Below are 19,274 nucleotides of genomic sequence, written 5' to 3'. Positions count from 1 at the left end.
CGCGGGCGACGGGAATTCCGCATGGCGGTTACATAAAAACGGCAAAGGGGCGGATCCCCGAAGATCCTGCCCCTGCTATGCCCGGCGCGCCGTGGTGTCACATAGCGCCACGTCGGGGCCGGCCAGCTTGCCGTCCGATGCTCCGGTTGTTCGTATCGTCCGATGCTCGCCCCGCGCCAACGGATTCTCGGGCGGACATCGGAGAGTGGAGCATCAGATGCGCATCGGCATGACGACGTACTTGAAGTCGTCGTCTTCCGGCACGGTAATCAGCGCACTCGAATTCGAGTCGCCGAGGCTGACCTGGACTTGCTCGCTCTTCAGGTTGCCCAGCACGTCGAGCAGATAGGTCACGTTGAAGCCGATATCGAGCGCGTCGCCCGAATAATCGAGTTCGAGCTCTTCCTGCGCTTCTTCCTGGTCGGCGTTGGTCGAGCTGATTTTCAGGGTGTGCGTATCGAGGATGCAGCGCACGCCCTTGAACTTGTCGGTGGTCAGAATGGCGGTACGCTGCAGCGCCTGCTGCAGCTGGACGCGGTCGATCGAGAACGCGTTCTTGTAGCCCTTCGGAATGACCCGCTGGAAATCCGGGAACTTGCCTTCCACCAGCTTCGAGATCAGCTCGACGTTGGCGAAGGTGAACTTGATCTGGTTGGCGGCCAGCTGCACCTGCACGGGATCGTCGTTGTCCTCGAGCAGACGCTGCAGCTCCAGGATGGTCTTGCGCGGAATGATGACTTCCTGGCGGGTACCAGCGCCCGAGGGCTCCTGCTCGAGCTCGACGGCGCAATAGGCCAGGCGGTGACCGTCGGTCGCCACGGCCATCAGCTTCTTGCCATCGACCACCAGCAGCATGCCGTTCAGGTAATAGCGGATGTCCTGCTGCGCCATGGCGAAATGCACCATCGCCAGCAGATGCTTGAAGGTCTTCTGCGGCAGCGTGACGCCCGCGGTGAATTCGGTCGCTTCGGCGACGGTCGGAAATTCCTCCGCGGCCAGCGTCTGCAGCGCGAACCGGCTCTTGCCCGACTGCACGGTCATGCGCTTGTCGGTCAGCGACAGCGCTACGTCGCCCTCGGGCATGGCACGAAGGATATCGAGCAGCTTGCGGGCCGCGACGGTGGTCGCCACGTCGTCGCTGCCCACGCCGCATTCAGCGTGCGTGGTGATCTGGATTTCGATATCGGTGGAGAGGAAGGATACGTTGGCGCCGGACTTGCGAATCAGCAGGTTGGCCAAAATCGGGAGGGTATGACGGCGTTCCACAATGCCGCTCACGATTTGCAGCGGACGCAGCAGATTGTCTCGCGAGGTTTTGACCAATTGCATCGATTTCTGTCCTTCGTCGTTTGTATTCAGCGTCCGCCAGGCCGCCCCGCGCGGCGGCTTTTCCGCATAACTCCAAAATCACTTAGTAATCAAGAAGTTAATGCGCCATTTTACCCTGAAACCGTTGTCCGGGCAAAGGTTGCGAGCCTTCGGCCCGCGCACGTATTGTGCATGAAAAGGCACGATCCCCCAAACCTGGCGGACGAGCTGCAAAGCCTTGCCGGGCGCGGCTTTCCGGCCAATGCCAGGGCTTGCGCGGCGCGCCGGGATCGTGCCGTCACTACCGAAGTATGCCAGCACGGCGGCCGCAGCCGCCCCGGCGGACGGCACTGGCTCGTCTAGCCCTTGAGCGTCTGCTCCAGGACGTGCAGTTCGTGGTTCAGCTGGGCGTCCTTGCTGCGTTCGTCGGCAATCTTGCGCACCGCATGCAGCACGGTGGTGTGATCGCGGCCGCCGAACAGCTCGCCGATTTCGGGCAGGCTCTTTTGCGTCAGCTCCTTGGCCAGATACATGGCGATCTGACGCGGCCGCGCGATATTGGCAGGTCGCTTCTTCGAATACATGTCGGCGACCTTGATGTTGTAGAAGTCGGCGCACGTCTTCTGGATGTTCTCCACCGAGATCTGGCGGTTCTGCACGGTCAGCAGATCCTTCAGCGCCTCGCGCGTGACCTCGATGGTGATGTCCTTGCCATGGAAATTGGAAAAGGCGAGGATCTTGCGCAGCGCCCCTTCCAGCTCGCGCACGTTCGAGCGCAGATGCTTGGCGACGAAGAAGGCGACTTCCTCCGGCACCGAGACGTTTTCCGCGGCGGCCTTCTTCATCAGAATGGCCACGCGCATCTCCAGCTCGGGCGGCTCGATGGCCACGGTGAGCCCCGAATCGAAACGCGAGATCAGCCGGTCGTCGATGCCGGTGATTTCCTTCGGATAGGTATCGCTGGTGATGATGACCTGGGCGCGGTTGGCGATCAGCGCCTCGAACGCATAGAAGAACTCCTCCTGCGTCCGGTTCTTGCCGGAGAAGAACTGGATATCGTCGATCAGCAGCAGGTCCAGCGAATGGTAGTAGCGCTTGAATTCGTCGAACGCCTTGCGCTGGTATGCCTTCACCACGTCCGACACATATTGCTCGGCATGGATGTAGCGGATCCGCGCGCGCGGATTTTCCATCAGCATGAAATTGCCGATGGCGTGGATCAGGTGAGTCTTGCCCAGGCCCACGCCGCCGTACAGGTACAGCGGGTTGTACGACTTGCCCGGATTGTTGGCAACCTGGATCGCCGCCGCGCGCGCAAGCTGGTTGGCCTTGCCGGTGACGAAGTTGTCGAAGGTCAGGATCGGATTCAGACGCGAGCGCTCATGCACCGTGTCCGGCTGCTGGGCGCCGGGCAGCGGTGGCTGGGCGACGCGGTACGAGCGTGCGGCGGCCTCGGCGGGGTCCAGCTGCGGGATGTCGATATCCTGGCCGTCGGCGCCGCCATGCATTCCCTGCGGCACGGCCTGGCCCATTCCGCCAGCACCCATGCCCTGCGCGCCATAGCCCGTCGAGCCATAGCCCGTCGAGCCATAGCGGGAATGTGCAGCGCCGGAATGCGTACCCCCCGGGTGAGCGGCAGCATGCTGCGCGTTGATCTCCGCGCCCGGATAGGGGGTGGGCGCAGCCACGCCCGCGCCCGGCTGCTCGGCGGCGCCATAGCCGAGCGGCTGACCAGGCGCGGACGGATACGCCGCCGCCCCGGCCGGGTTGCCGGCGTACGGCGGCGCAAGGTGGGCGGCAGGACCGGCCGGCTGACCGGGACCGCCCGCGTTGCCGTTCATGCCGGCCTCGCCGTGGCCGCCCGTCTGCGGATAGGCAGGATGGGGAGCGGGAGCCGCATATCCGGCCGCCGCTCGGCCGGAAGCCGTCGGGTCGAGGACAAAGTGGACGCTGACTTGCGCTTCCCAGTACTCGCAGGCGAGCGCAGTGATGCGGCCGGCGAACTGGCTCTTGACCCAGTCCAGCTTGAATCGGTTGGGCGCGGCGATGCGCAGCGCCAGCGCGTCCTCATCGAACGCAACGGGAGCCAGCGGCTTGATCCACGTCTTGAACTGTTGGGGCGTCAGTTCGCGCTCGAGTTGCGCGGCTGCCGCCTGCCAGAAGTCTTGCATTGGTTCTTGTTTGCTAGTGCCACGGTCGCCTGGTGCCACGCCGTTTCTCGATCGCCGAAAGAAAAAAGGCGCCGCTCTCTCCGGGAAGGGCATGGCGGCCACGTCATGGCAGGCGGCGAGTACCCCCCTCGCCACCGACCGGCCTGCATGCATCCAACACCCGGGTCGCGTGCGCCACGCAGGCCGTGTTGTGTTTGGACCGGGATTGTACCCCCCTCGCCAAGTTATCCACAAAGGATAAGTCTGTGGACAACTTGTGAAGATGCGGTGGATGGCTGTGCACAACTCGAGAAGCAGCAGCGCCGCAGGAAGCACTTTATTTAGCGAAACCGTTGATTTCAAAGGCAAAAAGCCCGCCTCATCGACGCAAATGTGGCATTTCAGGCACCCTCTCTGTTGCACTGCGATACTGTGGACAAAAGTGGCGTTGGCCGGGAAGGCGCTTCTCCGCACGGTTTACTGCCTTGACAGCTTCCGCAAAAATCAGTTAAATGGCGGGTTCTGCGATGCGGCAGGGGATCACGTATGCGCATCGCCGGGTCTGACTCCGGCCCTCGCGTCCTTTTCGTCGATCTGAATGACCGGCGGCCGGGACGCGGTGCGGTTTGGCCGTCCCGCCAGCCCCAAACAGCAGATGGGCGCCGGCACTTGGCCGGCAACCGGAACAACCTCCATCGTCGGCGTTACCGCATCCGCGGCGGCCCAAGCGAACCATACGCGGCGGCCCTGGCACCCTGCGCGGCAGCCGGGGACGCCAAGATCAACCAGAGAGTGCAACATGAAACGTACCTACCAACCTTCCGTTACCCGCCGCAAGCGTACCCATGGCTTCCGCGTGCGCATGAAGACCCGTGGCGGCCGCGCCGTGATCAACGCGCGCCGCGCCAAGGGTCGCAAGCGCCTGGCGGTCTAAGGACCAGCCGCGGGTGTGGGCGGCCTCGTGCCATCCCACCCGCAGCGCATCGGCCCCAGCGTGCCGACGCATGCCTTCCCCAAAGCCGCGAGGCTCACAAAGACGGATGAGTTTTCATCCGTTTTTGCTTTGCGCCCGCGCCGCCGCAGCGAACACTTCGTGCTCTATGTCAGGCCCAACGGTCTTCCGCAGGCCCGGCTCGGCATTGTCGTGGGCAAGAAGTTCGCGCCGCGCGCCGTCGAGCGTAATCTGGTGAAGCGCACGGTGCGGGAACTGTTCAGGCAGTGCCAGGATCGACTGGCTGGCCGGGACGTGTTGCTGCGCCTGCAGGCGAAATTCCCCCGTGCGGCCTTTGCCAGCCGGCGTGCCGTCCGGGCAGCCTGCCTGACCGAACTGAGGGGGCTGATGGAGGTGGCCGCCCGGCCACTGCCGCCGCTACCGCCACCATCGCCACCATCGCCGCCGCCATCGCCGCCGGCCGGCTCCTGACTTCCGGAGCGCCGTATGAAGCCGCTACGGCTTGCCCTGCTTCGCGCCTACAAGGTGGCGCTGAGCCCGTATTTCGGCTCGCAGTGCCGCTTCCTGCCGACGTGTTCCGATTACGCGCGCGAGGCAATCGTCACCCATGGCGCCGGCCGTGGCAGCTGGCTGGCCGCGCGCCGGCTTTGCCGCTGCCATCCTTTCGCGCAAGGCGGGTATGATCCGGTGCCGCCCTGCTCTACCGCCAATGCGGCGGAGACTGGCCGGCAGGACCGGAGCGCCGTCACGCATCGCCTGCCCCGACCCTGAAATTCCCCCGACACAGCGAGACATGGATATCAAACGCACCATACTCTGGGTCATCTTCTCGATGTCCCTCGTGCTGCTCTACGACAACTGGCAGCGCGCAAACGGCCACGCCTCGATGTTCTTCCCGAGCGCCTCGCAGCCCGCTGCCACCACCGCGTCGCCGGCCAGCGCCCCGGAAGCGCGCAGCGACGTGCCCAAGGCCGTTGGCGGCGCTTCGCCGACCGGCACGCCGGCGGCAGCTCCGCAGGCCGCGCAGCCCGTGGGCGAGAAGATCGTCGTGACGACCGATGTGGTTCGTGCGGAGATCGATACCGCTGGCGGCATCGTGTCGCGACTGGAACTGCTGCGTCACAAGGACGAAGCCGGCAACCCGGTCGTGCTGTTCCAGCGCAGCGCCGCCCATACCTATATGGCGCGCTCGGGCCTGATCAACGGCGACCTGCCCAATCACACTACCGTCTTTGCCGCCGCACCGGGCCCGCGCCAGCTGGGCGATGCCGGCGCGCTGGACGTAGTGCTGACCGCCGAGAAGGACGGTGTGCGGCTGGTCAAGACGTATCGCTTCCAGAAGGGCAGCTACGTCGTGGACACGCGCTTTGACGTGACCAACAGCCGTGCCCAGCCGGTCTCGCCGACGCTGTACATGGAACTGGCGCGCGACGGCACCCAGGTCGAGCAGTCGCAGTTCTACAGCACCTTCACGGGTCCGGCCGTCTACACCGACGCCGACAAGTATCACAAGATCAGCTTCGAAGACATCACCAAGGGCAAGGCCACCCTGCCCGCCCCGGCCGACAACGGCTGGGTGGCGATGGTGCAGCACTACTTCGCCTCCGCATGGCTGCCTCAGACCGGCAAGCAGCACAGCTTCTATGTGGAACAGATCGATCCAAACCTGTACCGCGTCGGCGTGCAGCAGCCGCTGGGCGAGATCGCCCCGGGCGCAACCGTCAGCACCCAGGCACGCATGTTCGCTGGCCCGCAGGAAGAGCACATGCTCGAGCAGATCGCGCCGGGCCTGGAACTGGTCAAGGACTACGGCTGGCTGACCATCCTGGCCAAGCCGCTGTTCTGGCTGCTGGAGAAGCTGCACGGCCTGCTGGGTAACTGGGGCTGGTCGATCATCGCGCTGACCGTGCTGATCAAGCTGGTGTTCTTCCCGCTGTCGGCGGCAAGCTACCGCTCGATGGGCAAGATGAAGGACCTGCAGCCCCGCATGACCGCCATCCGCGAGCGCTACAAGGGCGACCCGCAGAAGATGAACACGGAGATGATGGCGCTGTACCGCACCGAGAAGGTCAATCCGCTCGGTGGCTGCCTGCCGATCCTGATCCAGATTCCGGTGTTCATCGCGCTGTACTGGGTGCTGCTGTCGTCGGTGGAAATGCGCGGCGCGCCGTGGCTGGGCTGGATCAAGGATCTGTCGGTACCCGATCCGTTCTTTATCCTGCCAATCGTGATGGCCGTGTCGATGTTCGTGCAGACCAAGCTGAACCCGACGCCGCCGGACCCGATCCAGGCCAAGGTGATGATGGTCATGCCGCTGGTGTTCTCGGTGATGTTCTTCTTCTTCCCGGCCGGCCTGGTGCTGTACTGGGTGGTGAACAACATCCTGTCGATCGCCCAGCAATGGCAGATCAACCGGATGCTCGGCAAGGGCAAGACGGCGGCGCCGGTCAAGAGCTGACGCCCCTACCGCGCGGCGCTGCCGCGCGAACGGTGCAATGCAAAAAGCCCGGAGCTCGTATGAGCGCCGGGCTTTTTTGTATCCGCGTCAAGGACCTTCAGCTTGATAGGCCGCTTTGCTCCGCCTCGACTACACCTGAAGTGCACGTAGCGTGGGCTCTTTCAGCCGCCTGCCGCAGGCGATCCAGCAGCAGGCTTCTCGGGGGCAGGCTAGTGAGGTATTCCGCGACATGAATACCGGACTTGTCCAGTTCCAGCAACTCGATCTGCTCCGACTTCTTGCCGGTGCAGAGAATGACGCCCAAGGGCGATGCTTCCTCCGGCTCGCGCTCGTGCTTGTCCAGCCATCGTAGGTAAAGCTCCATCTGGCCCTTGTACGCTGCCTTGAACTCGCCGACCTTCAGCTCAACCGCTACCAGCCGGCGCAATTTGCGGTTGTAGAACAGCAGGTCCAAGTGGAAATCCTCGTTGTCAATCTGGATGCGCTTCTGCCGGGCGACAAAGGTGAAGCCGGCGCCCAATTCCAGCAGGAATGCCTCCATTTCACGAATGATGGCGGCTTCGAGATCTCCCTCCTGCCAGGTATCCTGGAGTCCCAGAAAATCCAATATGTAGGGATCGCGCATAAGAAGCGCCGGTGACATTCGCTGAGACTCGCGCATGGTCGCCAATTCGTGCGCGATTAGTGTCGCCGGTTTCCGGGACAAAGCCGTACGCTCGTAGAGCATCGAGTCGATCCGCTCGCGCAATGTGCGGACGCTCCAGCGCTCGGCCCTCGCCATGTGAACGTAGAACTCGCGCTGAAGAGGGTCTTTGAGCGGCAACAGTGCCACGAAGTGAGACCAGCTCAATTGTCGTGACAGTGTCACGACAATTCGTTGGTCTGGAAATGTCGCTGCGAACTGAACCATTCGACGCAGGTTCTTCTCCGCGAAGCTACGGCCAAACTCCTGGACCAATTGGGCAGCAAGGGCGGAGATGACCTCCTCACCATAGCCGGCGCGCTGACGAGCAAGGACCTCCGTCTGCACTCGCAGACCAATTTGCCAGAAGAGTAGAGTTAGCTCAGCGTTGGCGGCTGAAGCCACGCGCTGTTGCGCCGATTGGATAAGAGTCCGGATGTCCCCGAGCAATACGGCGGGCGCAGTTAGGGGCGCTCCGCGCCGGATCATCCAAGGCCTCCTGATCAACTCGATGTGAACTGGCTGCGGCAACCAGCGCTGCATGTGCAGCATCTTTGAGGAAAAAAAGGCCAGCTGCCATCGTGACAGCGTGCGCCCAGCAAGGAACTGGGATGGCAGCTGGCTCCCGCAAAAGTCGTTATCACAAGCGGCGCCGGAAAGAAGCAACCGGGCCCGTAACAACGATCGAACCGACAAGCCATCTTACGTCGCTCCAACTGGGCAGCTTGCCGATAGCGGACGATCCTTTAGCAAATCGCGGACGAAAAAAAAGGCGCCCCGAGGGGCGCCCTGATGCCTTCGCCGCGCCTGTCAGGGCGTGGCGGTCGTCTGCGGCGTCGCTGCCGTCGCGACCGGACCGGTTTCGGTCAGGCCGCCGCCCAGCGCGCGGTACAGGTCGATGGCGTTGTTCAGGCGCAGCTGGCGCGCCTGGATCAGTGCCTGTTCGGCGGTGAACAGCTGACGCTGCGCGTCGAGCAATTCGAGCTGGCCGGTGATGCCGCTGCGGAACCGCAGGTTGGCCAGTTCGAAGCGTTGCGTTTCAGCTTCCCGCACCTGCTCCTGACCGGCGACCTGCTCTTCCAGCGTGCCGCGTGCCACCAGGGCATCTGCCACCTCGCGGAAGGCGGTCTGGATGGTGCGCTCGTAGTTGGCGATCTGGATGTTCTTGCGTACGTGTGCCAGGTCCAGGTTCGACATATTGCGGCCGAAGTCGAAGATCGGCAGCACGAGCTGCGGAGTGAAGGCCCAGGCCTTGGTGCCGGCTTCGAACAGGCCGCTGAAGTCACGGCTCATGCTGCTGACGCTGCCGGTCAGCGTGATGCGCGGGAAGAAAGCCGCGCGCGCGGCGCCGATGTTGGCGTTGGCGGCCAGCAGTGCCTGCTCGGCCTGGCGAATGTCGGGGCGCTGCTCCAGCAGATCCGAGGGCAGACCCGGCGGGATATCCGAGATCAGCCGCTCCTCCGACAGCATCGGCGCCGGTGGCAGGTTCGGGATGGAAGCCAGCGGCGTGCCGACCAGCAGTTCCAGCGCGTTGCGGGCCTGCGCCCGCAGACGTGCCAGTTCGGCGGCGGAGACGCGCGCCTGCGCGACCAGCGACTCGTTGTCGCGCAGGTCCAGTGCCGAGGTGGCGCCGGCCTCGAAGCGCTGGCGAGCCAGCTGCAGCGATTCCTCGCGCGTCTTCAGCGTGTTCTGCGCGATGACATACTGCTCGTCATAGGACCGCTCGGCGAGGTAGGCCTTGGCGACTTCCGACACCAGCGAGATATGCGCGGCGCGCTGCGCCTCTTCGGTGGCGAAGTACTGCGACAGCGCCGCATTGGAGAGGCTGCGCACGCGGCCGAAGAAGTCCAGCTCGTACGAGGTCACCGCCCCGCCCGCCTGCCAGTACTCGGCGATATAGCCGGTACCCACCGGCGACGCGGCGCCGGAGATCTGCTGGCGCGTGTAGCCGCCGGTCGCGTTGACGGTCGGCAGCAGGTCGGCGCGCGTGACCTGGTACTGCGCGCGCGCTTCCTCGATGCGCAGCGCGGCGGTACGCAGGTCGCGGTTGTTTTCCAGCGCGGTGGCAATCATCGCCTGCAGGCGCGGATCGGTGAAGAACTCGCGCCAGCCGATTTCCGTGGCGCGGCGCGTTTCACCGCTCTTCGGTTCGGCCTGGCCGTAGCCTTCCGGCGCCGCCGGAAAGCTGGTCGACACCGGCGCGCCCGGCCGCTCGTAGCGAGGCGCCAGGGTGCAGCCGGACAACACGCCGGCGAGCAGCAGCACCGCGGTCAGAGTCTTTGTCATATCAGATTTCCTCCTTCGGGTCGTGCCACTTCTGGTCGAGCATGCGTTGACGCTCGCTACCCTTGAAGCGTTTGCGGATGACCACGAAGAACACAGGCACCAGGAAAATCGCGAGCACGGTCGCGGTAATCATGCCGCCCATCACGCCGGTACCGATGGCGCGCTGGCTGCCCGAGCCCGCGCCGGTGGAGATCGCCAGCGGCAGCACGCCCAGGATGAACGCGAACGAGGTCATCAGGATCGGCCGGAAGCGCAGATGCACCGCTTCCAGGGTCGCATCCATCAGGCTCTTGCCCTGCGCCTGCAGGTCCTTGGCGAATTCCACGATCAGAATCGCGTTCTTCGCCGACAGACCGATGGTCGCGATCAGGCCCACCTTGAAGTAGACGTCGTTGGGCATGCCGCGCAGCGTCACGCCGAGCAGTGCACCGAGCACGCCCAGCGGCACCACCAGCAGCACCGCCACCGGGATCGACCAGCTTTCATACAGCGCGGCCAGACACAGGAACACGATGATCAGCGACAGCGTGTACAGCATCGGTTCCTGGGCACCCGCGACCCGCTCCTCGAAGGACTGGCCCGACCACTCGTACCCGAAGCCTGGCGGCAGCTTGGCGGCCATTTCCTCCATCGCCTTCATCGCGTCGCCGGTACTGCGCCCCGGTGCGGCCTGACCCGAGATCTTGACCGCCGGCAGGCCGTTGTAGCGCTCCAGGCGCGGCGAGCCCATGATCCACTTCGAGGTCGCGAAGGCGTCGAACGCCACCATCTCGCCGTCGGCATTGCGTACGCGCAGCTTGGTCAGATCCTGCGGCAGCTGACGATCGCTGCCCTCGGCCTGCACCACGACGCGCCGCACCCGGCCTTCGTAGATGAAGTCGTTCACATACGACGAACCGAAGGCGATCGACACGGTGCGATTGATGTCGGCGATGGCCACGCCCAGCGCCCTCGCCTTCTCGCGGTCGATATCGATCTGCAGCTGCGGCGCATCTTCCTGGCCTTCCGGACGCACGCCGACCAGCACCGGATTCTGCGCGGCCATGCCGAGCATCATGTTGCGCGCTTCCATCAGCTTCTCATGGCCCTGACCGGTGCGGTCCTGCAGGCGGAAGTCGAAGCCCGAGGAGTTGCCCAGTTCCTGGATCGCGGGCGGGTTCAGCGGGAAGATGATGGCGTCCTTGATGAACGACAGCGCGCCGAAGGCCCGGCCGACCAGCGCCTGCGCGGTCTGGTCGGCGCCGGTGCGCTCGCTCCAGTCCTTCAGCCGCACGAAGGCGATACCGCCGTTCTGGCCGCGGCCGAAGAACGAGAAGCCGGCCACCGTGATCATCTGGTCGACGACTTCGCTTTCCTTCTGCAGGTAGTAGTCCTCGATCTGCTTGAGCACGCCCAGCGTCCGTTCCTGCGTGGCGCCGTTCGGCAACTGGACCACCGTGATCATGTAGCCCTGGTCCTCGTCGGGCAGGAAGGACGACGGCAGGCGCGTGAACAGCAGCACCACGGCGGCGATGATCAGCGCGTACAGGATCAGGTAGCGCCCGCTGCGCGCCAGGATGCGCGCGACGATGCCCTGATAGCCGGTCGAGGCGCGCGCGAAGGTGCGGTTGAACCAGCCGAAGAAGCCCTTCTTCTCGTGATGGTGCCCTGCTTCCACCGGCTTGAGCATGGTGGCGCAAAGGGCCGGGGTCAGCGTCAGCGCCAGCAGCGCCGAGAAGGCCATCGAGGCGATCAGCGACAGCGAGAACTGGCGATAGATGTTGCCCACCGAGCCGGCGAAGAACGCCATCGGGATGAACACCGCGGTCAGCACCAGCGTGATGCCGACGATGGCGCCGGTAATCTGGCCCATCGCCTTGCGGGTCGCTTCACGTGGGGACAAGCCCTCCTCGCTCATGATCCGCTCGACGTTCTCGACCACCACGATGGCATCGTCCACCAGGATACCGATGGCGAGCACCATGCCGAACATGGTCAGCACGTTGATCGAGAAACCGAAGGCCAGCAGCATGCCGAACGTTCCCATCAGCGCGACCGGCACCACCAGCGTCGGAATGATGGTGGCACGGAAATTCTGCAGGAACAGGTACATCACCAGGAACACCAGCACCACGGCTTCGAGCAGCGTCTTGATGACTTCCTCGATGGAAATCTTGACGAAGGCCGACGTGTCGTACGGCACGGTGTAGGTGTAGTCCGGCGGGAAGTTGGCCGCCAGCTCCTCCATCCGCTCGCGCACGGCGGTCGCGGTCGACAGCGCGTTGGCGTCCGGCGCCAGCTTGATGGCGATGGCCGCGGACGGACGGCCGTTGGTGCGGGCCACCGTCGAATAGTCGTAGCCGCCCAGCTCGACGCGGCCGACGTCGCGGATGCGCACCTGCGAGCCATCCTGGTTGACGCGCAGCAGGATGTTGGCGAACTGCTCGGGCGTGGAAAGCCGGCTTTCAGTCGTGATGGTCGCGTTCAGCTCGGTGCCGGGAGGCGACGGCGTCGCGCCCAGCTCACCGACGGCAACCTGGACGTTCTGCTCGGCCACCGCATTGGTGACGTCCTGCGGGGTCAGGTTGAAGCCGATCAGCTTGTCCGGATCGAGCCAGATCCGCATGGCGTACTCGGTACCGAACAGGTCGGCCTGGCCGACGCCCGGCACGCGGCGGATCGAGTCGAGCACGCTGGCCGACACGTAGTTGCCCAGCTCGACCGCGCTGGCGGTGCCAGACTTGGACGAGACGGTCAGGAACATCATGTAGTTGTTCCCGGCCTTCTGCACCTGCACGCCCTGCTGGCGCACCTGCTCGGGCAGGCGCGCTTCCACGCGCTTCAAGCGGTTCTGCACTTCCACCGCGTTCAGGTCGACATTGGTGCCGGGCTGGAACGCGATCTGGATCGTCGCCAGACCGGTCGACTCGCTGGTCGAGTTGTAATACATCAGGCCCGGCGCGCCATTGAGCTCCTGCTCGATCACGGTGGTGACCGAATCTTCAAGCGTCTTGGCGGATGCCCCCGGATAGGTGGCCGTGACCGAAATGATCGGCGGGGCGATATTGGGGTACTGCGCGACCGGTAGATTCAGGATCGACAGTATCCCGCCCAGCACGATGATCAGCGCGATGACCCACGCGAACACCGGCCGGTCGATGAAAAACTTGGCCATGAGGCTGGCTCCCTAATTGTTCCGCTATCTGGTTTCCTGCTTCGTGCGCACTCAGCCCTCAGCCCTCAGCCCTTCTGGCCTTGCTGAGCCTGCGCGCCGGAAGCCGGCGCGGCCGCGCCGCTGGCACCGCCCTGGGCTGCCGCCGGTGCCGCAATACCCTGCGCCGCCGGGGCGCTGGCGCCCTGCCCTTGCTGGAACGGCACCGCCTTGGCCACGCCGCCCGGCTGCACCTTCTGCAGCCCTTCGACGATTACCTGCTCGCCGCCCTTGAGCCCTTCGGTGATCAGCCAGCGGTCGCCGATCGCCATGCCGGTCTTGACGGGCACGGCGCCCACCTTGCCGTCGGCGCCGACGACCATGACCATGGCCCCCTTGGCGTTGCGGATCAGCGCGCGCTGGGGCACGGTCAGTGCGTTCTCGTCGATGCCCTGCTCCACCCGCACCCGCACGAAGGTGCCCGAGAGCAGCTCGCGGTTCTTGTTGGGGAACTGCGCGCGCAGCGTGATGGCGCCCGTGGTCGGGTCGACCGTCATGTCCGAGAACAACAGCCGGCCGGTTTCGCTGTATTCGGTGCCGTCGTCGAGGAACAGGCGTACGCGTGCGCCGCCGTTCACGTTCTGGATCTGGCCCGATTCGATGGCGCGGCGAAGGCGCATCACTTCGGTGGCCGGCTGGGTGAAGGTGACCCAGATCGGATCGACCTGCTCGACCAGCGCCAGGCGGGTCGCCTCGCCGTTGCCGACCAAGGCCCCTTCCGTCACCAGCGCGCGGCCGGCGCGGCCGGAGATCGGCGCGGTCACCGTGGTGTAGCCCAGGTTGATCTGGGCGGTGCGCACCGCGGCGCGGGCGGCAGCGATTTCGGCGTTGGCCTGGCCGGCGGCGGCAACCGCCTCGTCGTACTCCTGCTTGCTGACGGCATTGACGGCAACCAGCGGCTTGTAACGCTCGGCCCGCTGCCGGGCGGCGACCGCGTTGGCCTCGGCGCGGGCCAGATCGGCGCGGGCCGAGGCCAGTTGCGCTTCATACGGGGCCGGGTCGATCTTGAACATGACCTGGCCGGCCTTGACCTCGCCGCCCTCGCGATAGTTGCGCGACAGCACGATGCCCTCGACCCGCGCGCGCACCTCGGCGGTGCGCACGCCTTCGAGGCGTCCCGGCAGTTCGTTGATGACCGGCATCCGCGACGGGGTGACGGTGACGACGCCGACTTCCGGCGGCGGAGGCGCGGCGGCTTCAGGCGCCTTGTCTCCGCAGGCAGACAGCGTCAGGGCCGTGACCACGACGGCAACGGCAAGCAAACTTGAACGGTGGGACTTCCTCATCGATAACCCCGTGTAGGAAATTGAGATCGGCCGGAACGCCAAACGCCGGCTCGAAGGCCGGCGTGCTCGTCTTGCGGCAGAGCCCTCGGCGCTGCAAGGCGGCGAGGGAAAGGGAACAATACTAGCCACAAAACTGAAGGACGATGTGACAGACGCGACAAAAGGTCGCGAATGCGTCACAACAGGTTGCAGGCTGGTGTCAGTGGCGCATCAGCATGCGGGTCTGGCCGGATATTCTTGGTTGTGACTGGCGCGTAGTATATATACATTCAAGCATGTATGTAAGAAAATAATGCGTTGCGAAAAGCGGCCGCCGCCCTCATCTGTTGCGCGGAAAGCACAACCGCACGCGCCGTTTCCCGCAGTGCAGCATTCCCAAGCCGTCACCCATCAGGAGAGCCGTGTCGCAGTATCCTCGTGACTTCATAGTCACAGCAGTAACAGTCACCGGCGCTGCCCGCCGGCTACCGTCTTCCACCGTTCGCTGAGAGCCCGCCATGGTTCGACGTACCAAGGAAGAAGCGCTGGAGACCCGGCATCGCATCCTCGATGCCGCCGAGGCAGTGTTCCATGCGCGCGGCGTGGCGAGGCCATCGCTGGCCGATATCGCAGAGGCAGCCGGGGTAACGCGCGGCGCCATCTACTGGCATTTCAAGAACAAGGGCGACCTGTTCGCGGCCATGTGCGATCGCGTGCATCTGCCGGTCGAGGCGCTGTGCGAGCCGCAGCGCATCGCACGGCAGGAAGATCCGCTCGGCGGGATCCGCGACATCTGCGCCTTCGTGATGCGGGAGACCGTCACCAATCCCCAGTGGCGTCGGGTGTTCGAGATCATCTTCCACAAGTGCGAGATGGTGCAGGACAACGGCGCCATCCTCGAACGCCAGCGGCAGTCGCACGCCGAGGGCATGGTCAAGATGCGCGAGCACCTGCGGCTGGCCATGGAACGGGGGCAGTTGCCCGCAGATCTCGATCTCGAACTGGCGGTCAACGCCTTCCATGCCGCGATAGGCGGCGTGCTCGCGCACTGGCTGTTCTCGCCGGGCGACTTCGATCTGGACGTGAATGCAGAGCGGCTGGCCGATGCCTTCATCGACACGCTGCGGCTGTCGCCGTCGCTGCGGCAGGGCTATGTGCCGCGCCCGATGGCCCGCCTGCACGAGGAGGTGGCCGCGCTGACGCAGCAGAGCAATGGCTGCGCGGCGTCGCTGCCGCGGCAGGACGAGCACGACGAGGACGGCCAGGGCGGCGGCTTCGGGCTGCTGCCCCCGCAATAGCCAGGCGCGCGCAACACGCCGGGAGGCGTCATCCGCGCATCGCCTCCCGCCAGCGCGCGACGAAGGCCTGCTGCCGCAACCTGTCCTGCCCGGCAAGCAGGCCCGGACCGACGCTGATCGGCTTGAAGGCATAGCCGAGCCGCTCGGCAAGCGCGACCGCGGTATGCGGGCTGCGGGTGTCGGTGCGGATCGTATAAAGCCGCGACGCCGACTGCGCCAGCAGCGCCTGCCCGGTGCGCGACAGCAGGAAATCGAGCCACAGCCGCGCCGCGTTGGGATGCGGTGCGCGCCGGGGGATCAGCGCGACCCTGGACATCACCAGCGTGTAGTCCGACGGGGCGATCACGCCGATCTGTGCGCCGCGGTCCATCAACGCCAGTGCATAGGTGCCGAGCACGTTGTAGCCGAGCGCCAGTTCGCCGCTGGCGATGCCCTCGATCATCTCCGCCGTGGACGCCGACAGCCGGGCGCCGGCACGACCCAGCGACTGCGCCAGATACCAGAACTCGCCGCCCATCCGGGCATCCTGCTGGGCGAGCAGGTAGCCAATCCCCGAGCGTTCGATATCGTAGGTGACGACGCGCCCGCGCAGGCGCGCGGCCTGGTCCTGCAGCAGGCGCGCCAGGGCGCTGCGGCTGCGTGGCAAGGGCAGGCCGGCGAAATGGCGGTTGTTGTAGACGATCACCGCCGGCTCGAAGGTGGTACCCCAGGCCTCGTCGCGCCAGCTGGCCCAGCTGGGCAGCGCGCCGCGCTCGGGCGAGCGGTAGGGCAGCGCGTACCCGTCATTGACGAGCTTGATCTGCAGGTCCATCGCGGTGCTCCACAGCAGATCGGCATGGTCCTCGCGCACCGGCCGCGCCGCTTCCTGCAGGAAACCGGCGTGCAGCTCGACCGTGTTGATGTCCCGGTAGCGCACCCGGATGCCGGGGTAGCGCGCCTCGAACGCCGCCACCAGGGGACGGGCGATCGGTTCGTCGGTGGAGGCGCGAATATTGACCACGCCCTCGCGCAGCGCCGCGGCGATCAGCCGGCCGTAGTCGGGCGGATACCCCTGGGGAGCGGCCGCCTGCTCGCCAGCACCCGCAGCAGCTGGAACGCCGGCGCCACCGGCAAGCAGGCCGCCCCCGCCGAGCAGCAGGCGGCGGCGAAGCGGGGAGGGCGGAGAATCAGGATGGGAGGGCATGGGGCGCGGCGCGTCTGTCCGGGCCGATGGCGGGCAAGGGGAGCGGGCGAGGAGGCGAACGGGCGGCTGTGCGGGATGGCGCCGCCGGGCGCCCATTGGCGCAGGCGCAGCGTATTATAGGCGCCCGCATCGCGGCAAGACGGGGGATCGAAACCGCGGCCATCGAAACCGGCAAGGAGGCCGGCATGCGTATTCTTCTGGTGGAGGACGAGAACGAACTGGCGCACTGGGTGACGCGCGCGCTGGGGCAGGGCGGCTTCGTCATCGAGCACGTCGCCGACGGCCTGCTGGCCGACGCCCGGCTGCAGGCCGAAGAGTACGACGCCGTCGTGCTGGACCTGCGCCTGCCGGGCAAGGATGGCCTGTCGGTGCTGCGCGCCATGCGTGCGCGCGACGACCGCACGCCGGTACTGATCCTGACCGCGCAGGACACGCTGGACGAGCGCGTGCGCGGCCTGAACCTGGGCGCCGACGACTACCTCGCCAAGCCCTTCGCCATCGCCGAACTGGAAGCGCGGCTGCTCGCGCTGATCCGCCGCAGCCGCGGCCGCGCGCATCCACGGCTGCAGTGCGGGACGCTGGTGTTCGATGGCGAGACGCGATCCTTCACCCTGGACGGCGCCCCGCTGCCGCTGACCCCGCGCGAATCGACGCTGCTGGGCGCGCTGCTTGCCCGCAGCGGCCAGCCGCTGACGAAGGCGCAGCTGCTGGACAAGGTGTTCTCGCTGGACGCCGACGTCAGTCCGGACGCCATCGAGGTGCTGGTGTATCGCCTGCGCAAGAAACTGGCCGGGCATGGCGTCACTATCGTCACGCTGCGCGGCTTCGGCTATCTGCTGGAAGCGGAGGCGGCCTGACCGTGCCGGGCGGACGCTGGTTGCGCGCGAGCCTGCGGCGGCAACTGCTGGTGCTGCTGCTGCCGGCGCTCGCGGCGATGATGGCGATCGACACCTGGCTGACCTATCACGCGCTGCGCGAAGCGGCCAACGCCGCCTATGACCGGTCGCTGTTCGGCTCGGTGCGCGCGATCGACAATGCCATCGGCATGGCAGGGGAATCGATCCAGCTGACCCTGCCCGATGCCGCGATGGAGATGTTCGAGACCGCGGCGCAAACCCGGGTGTTCTACCGCATCGCGCTGGAGCGGGGCGGCAGCGTGGAGACGGTGACAGGATACGAGGACTTGCCGCTGCCGACGGGCGGTGCCGCAGGCCTGACCAGCAACGCCCCCCGCTACTACGACGCCAGCTATCGCGGCGAGGCGGTGCGCATCGCGGCGCTGGCGCGACCGGTCTACCGCCCCGATGCGCAGATGCGGGTGATCATCCAGGTGGCCGAGTCAGCCGAACCGCGCGCCGCGCTGGTGGCCGCTGTCTGGCGCAATACCCTGGCGCGCGACGCGCTGCTGATCGTCGCCAGCGCCGCCATTCTCGTTGGCGGCATCAGCCTGGTGCTGGCGCCGCTTGCGCGGGTACGCGACGAGGTGGAGGCGCGTCCGGCAGACGATCTGACGCCGCTGGATACCGCGACGGTGCCGGCGGAGGTGCGGCCGCTGGTCGACGCGGTGAACCGGCATGTGGGGCGGTCGGCAGCGATGGCGGCCGCGCAGGAGCAGTTCATCGCCGACGCCGCGCACCAGTTGCGCACGCCGCTGGCCATCGTCAAGACGCAGGCCGAGTTCGCCGGACGGCAACTCGAAGGGGAGCGCAACCTGCCTGCCGCGCGCGAAGCGCTGCACGCGGCGGTCGCGCAGCTGGAGCAGGCGTCGCGGCTGACGTCCCAGCTGCTGATGCTGGCACGGGTACGGCAGCAGGGCGGCAAGCCGGCGAAGGGCTGGCAGGGGCAGGAAGAGCCGGGGGATGCCGCCAATGCGGCCGAGGGCGCAGCCGCGCTGCCGCTCGTCGATGCCGCCGCGCTGGCGCGTCAGGTCGCGCTGGACTACCTGCCGCTCGCCCGCGCGCGCCAGCAGGACTTTGGCTGGGCTGAGGGGGAAGAAGGCGGGCAGGGCGGGCAGGAGGGGCAGGAGGGGCAAGCGCCGCCCTTGTGGGTCCGGGCAGATCCGGCGCTGCTGCGCGAGGCCTATGCCAACCTGGTTCACAACGCGATCCAGTACTGCCCGCGCGGGGGCCATATCACGCTGTGGGCCGCGCGCGAGGACGGGCAGGCATGCCTGGTGGTCGAGGACAACGGCCCCGGCATTCCCGCCGAGGAGCGCGACCAGGTATTTGCGCGATTCTATCGGCGCGTCGGCACCGAGCAGCCGGGCTCTGGCCTGGGGCTGGCCATCTCGCGCGAGATGGCGGCGCGCTCGGGCGGCAGTGTCACGCTGGGCGACGCCCGGCGCCAGTCCCCCCCTCACGAGGGACAGCATGGCCCGGGCCTGCGCGCGGCACTGCGCTTGCCGCTGGCGCGCGTCTAGCCCGGCCCAGGCCGGTCCAGGCCGGCCTAAGCGTAAACCCCGGCATCGCGGCCCCGCTTTTGACAGCGTTTTGACAGTTAGCC

At 66.3% G+C, this 19,274-nt stretch carries 14 protein-coding genes; 7 read left to right on the top strand and 7 right to left on the bottom strand.

All coding sequences use genetic code 11. The features are described from left to right. Positions 1 to 213: 213 nt before the first annotated feature. Together dnaN and dnaA are read right to left on the bottom strand one after the other, a co-directional pair. The gene (dnaN, locus tag K6V06_RS12135) at positions 214 to 1,329 is read right to left on the bottom strand and encodes a DNA polymerase III subunit beta (protein WP_222243713.1); all 1,116 of its coding nucleotides are present in this window, start codon (positions 1,327 to 1,329) and stop codon (positions 214 to 216) included. A gap of 338 nt (positions 1,330 to 1,667) precedes the next feature. Then, positions 1,668 to 3,479, bottom strand: a complete 1,812-nt coding sequence (gene dnaA / locus K6V06_RS12130) for a chromosomal replication initiator protein DnaA (protein ID WP_222243711.1) — start codon at positions 3,477 to 3,479, stop codon at positions 1,668 to 1,670. Positions 3,480 to 4,257: 778 nt separating this feature from the next. Between dnaA and rpmH the strand changes: the two genes are divergently transcribed. From rpmH to yidC, 4 genes are read left to right on the top strand one after another with little or no spacing between them, the layout of a single operon-like run. Then, positions 4,258 to 4,392 (top strand): 50S ribosomal protein L34, encoded by a 135-nt coding sequence (gene rpmH, locus K6V06_RS12125; RefSeq protein WP_006578231.1) that lies wholly within the window; start codon positions 4,258 to 4,260, stop codon positions 4,390 to 4,392. A 60-nt stretch (positions 4,393 to 4,452) separates the two neighbouring features. Beyond that, the gene (gene rnpA, locus K6V06_RS12120) at positions 4,453 to 4,881 is read left to right on the top strand and encodes a ribonuclease P protein component (RefSeq protein WP_222243799.1); all 429 of its coding nucleotides are present in this window, start codon (positions 4,453 to 4,455) and stop codon (positions 4,879 to 4,881) included. Between the two features lie 15 nt (positions 4,882 to 4,896). Continuing rightward, entirely contained in the window at positions 4,897 to 5,181 is a 285-nt protein-coding gene (gene yidD / locus K6V06_RS12115; RefSeq protein WP_222243709.1) for a membrane protein insertion efficiency factor YidD, read from the top strand. Positions 5,182 to 5,203: 22 nt separating this feature from the next. Then, positions 5,204 to 6,868 carry a membrane protein insertase YidC gene (gene yidC / locus K6V06_RS12110; RefSeq protein WP_222243707.1) on the top strand — a complete coding sequence of 555 codons (1,665 nt, stop codon included), beginning with the start codon at positions 5,204 to 5,206 and terminating at the stop codon, positions 6,866 to 6,868. 97 nt (positions 6,869 to 6,965) lie between these two features. Here the strand turns inward: yidC and K6V06_RS12105 are convergent, their stop codons facing one another. The 4 genes from K6V06_RS12105 to K6V06_RS12090 form a co-directional block, all read right to left on the bottom strand. Beyond that, positions 6,966 to 8,039, bottom strand: coding sequence for a YhcG family protein (locus K6V06_RS12105; protein ID WP_222243798.1), 1,074 nt, complete (start codon positions 8,037 to 8,039; stop codon positions 6,966 to 6,968). A 321-nt stretch (positions 8,040 to 8,360) separates the two neighbouring features. Beyond that, entirely contained in the window at positions 8,361 to 9,836 is a 1,476-nt protein-coding gene (locus K6V06_RS12100) for an efflux transporter outer membrane subunit (RefSeq protein ID WP_222243705.1), read from the bottom strand. A 1-nt stretch (position 9,837) separates the two neighbouring features. After that, positions 9,838 to 12,990, bottom strand: a complete 3,153-nt coding sequence (locus K6V06_RS12095; protein WP_222243703.1) for an efflux RND transporter permease subunit — start codon at positions 12,988 to 12,990, stop codon at positions 9,838 to 9,840. A 65-nt stretch (positions 12,991 to 13,055) separates the two neighbouring features. Then, positions 13,056 to 14,312, bottom strand: coding sequence for an efflux RND transporter periplasmic adaptor subunit (locus K6V06_RS12090; protein WP_222243701.1), 1,257 nt, complete (start codon positions 14,310 to 14,312; stop codon positions 13,056 to 13,058). A 497-nt stretch (positions 14,313 to 14,809) separates the two neighbouring features. Between K6V06_RS12090 and K6V06_RS12085 the strand changes: the two genes are divergently transcribed. After that, positions 14,810 to 15,589, top strand: coding sequence for a TetR family transcriptional regulator (locus K6V06_RS12085; protein ID WP_222243699.1), 780 nt, complete (start codon positions 14,810 to 14,812; stop codon positions 15,587 to 15,589). Positions 15,590 to 15,617: 28 nt separating this feature from the next. Here the strand turns inward: K6V06_RS12085 and K6V06_RS12080 are convergent, their stop codons facing one another. Then, the gene (locus K6V06_RS12080; RefSeq protein ID WP_222243697.1) at positions 15,618 to 16,772 is read right to left on the bottom strand and encodes an ABC transporter substrate-binding protein; all 1,155 of its coding nucleotides are present in this window, start codon (positions 16,770 to 16,772) and stop codon (positions 15,618 to 15,620) included. A 185-nt stretch (positions 16,773 to 16,957) separates the two neighbouring features. Here K6V06_RS12080 and K6V06_RS12075 point away from each other — a divergent pair, with 185 nt between their 5' ends. Beyond that, positions 16,958 to 17,629, top strand: a complete 672-nt coding sequence (locus K6V06_RS12075) for a response regulator (protein ID WP_222243695.1) — start codon at positions 16,958 to 16,960, stop codon at positions 17,627 to 17,629. 2 nt (positions 17,630 to 17,631) lie between these two features. Further along, complete coding sequence (locus K6V06_RS12070; RefSeq protein WP_370637456.1) at positions 17,632 to 19,191, top strand: sensor histidine kinase; 1,560 nt, start codon at positions 17,632 to 17,634, stop codon at positions 19,189 to 19,191. Positions 19,192 to 19,274: the final 83 nt, after the last annotated feature.

The organism is Cupriavidus sp. AU9028, assembly GCF_019795295.1.
Classification (GTDB): domain Bacteria; phylum Pseudomonadota; class Gammaproteobacteria; order Burkholderiales; family Burkholderiaceae; genus Cupriavidus.
The sequence above is the reverse complement of the archived record's forward strand: the minus strand, read 5'-3'. Positions and strand labels throughout refer to the sequence as shown.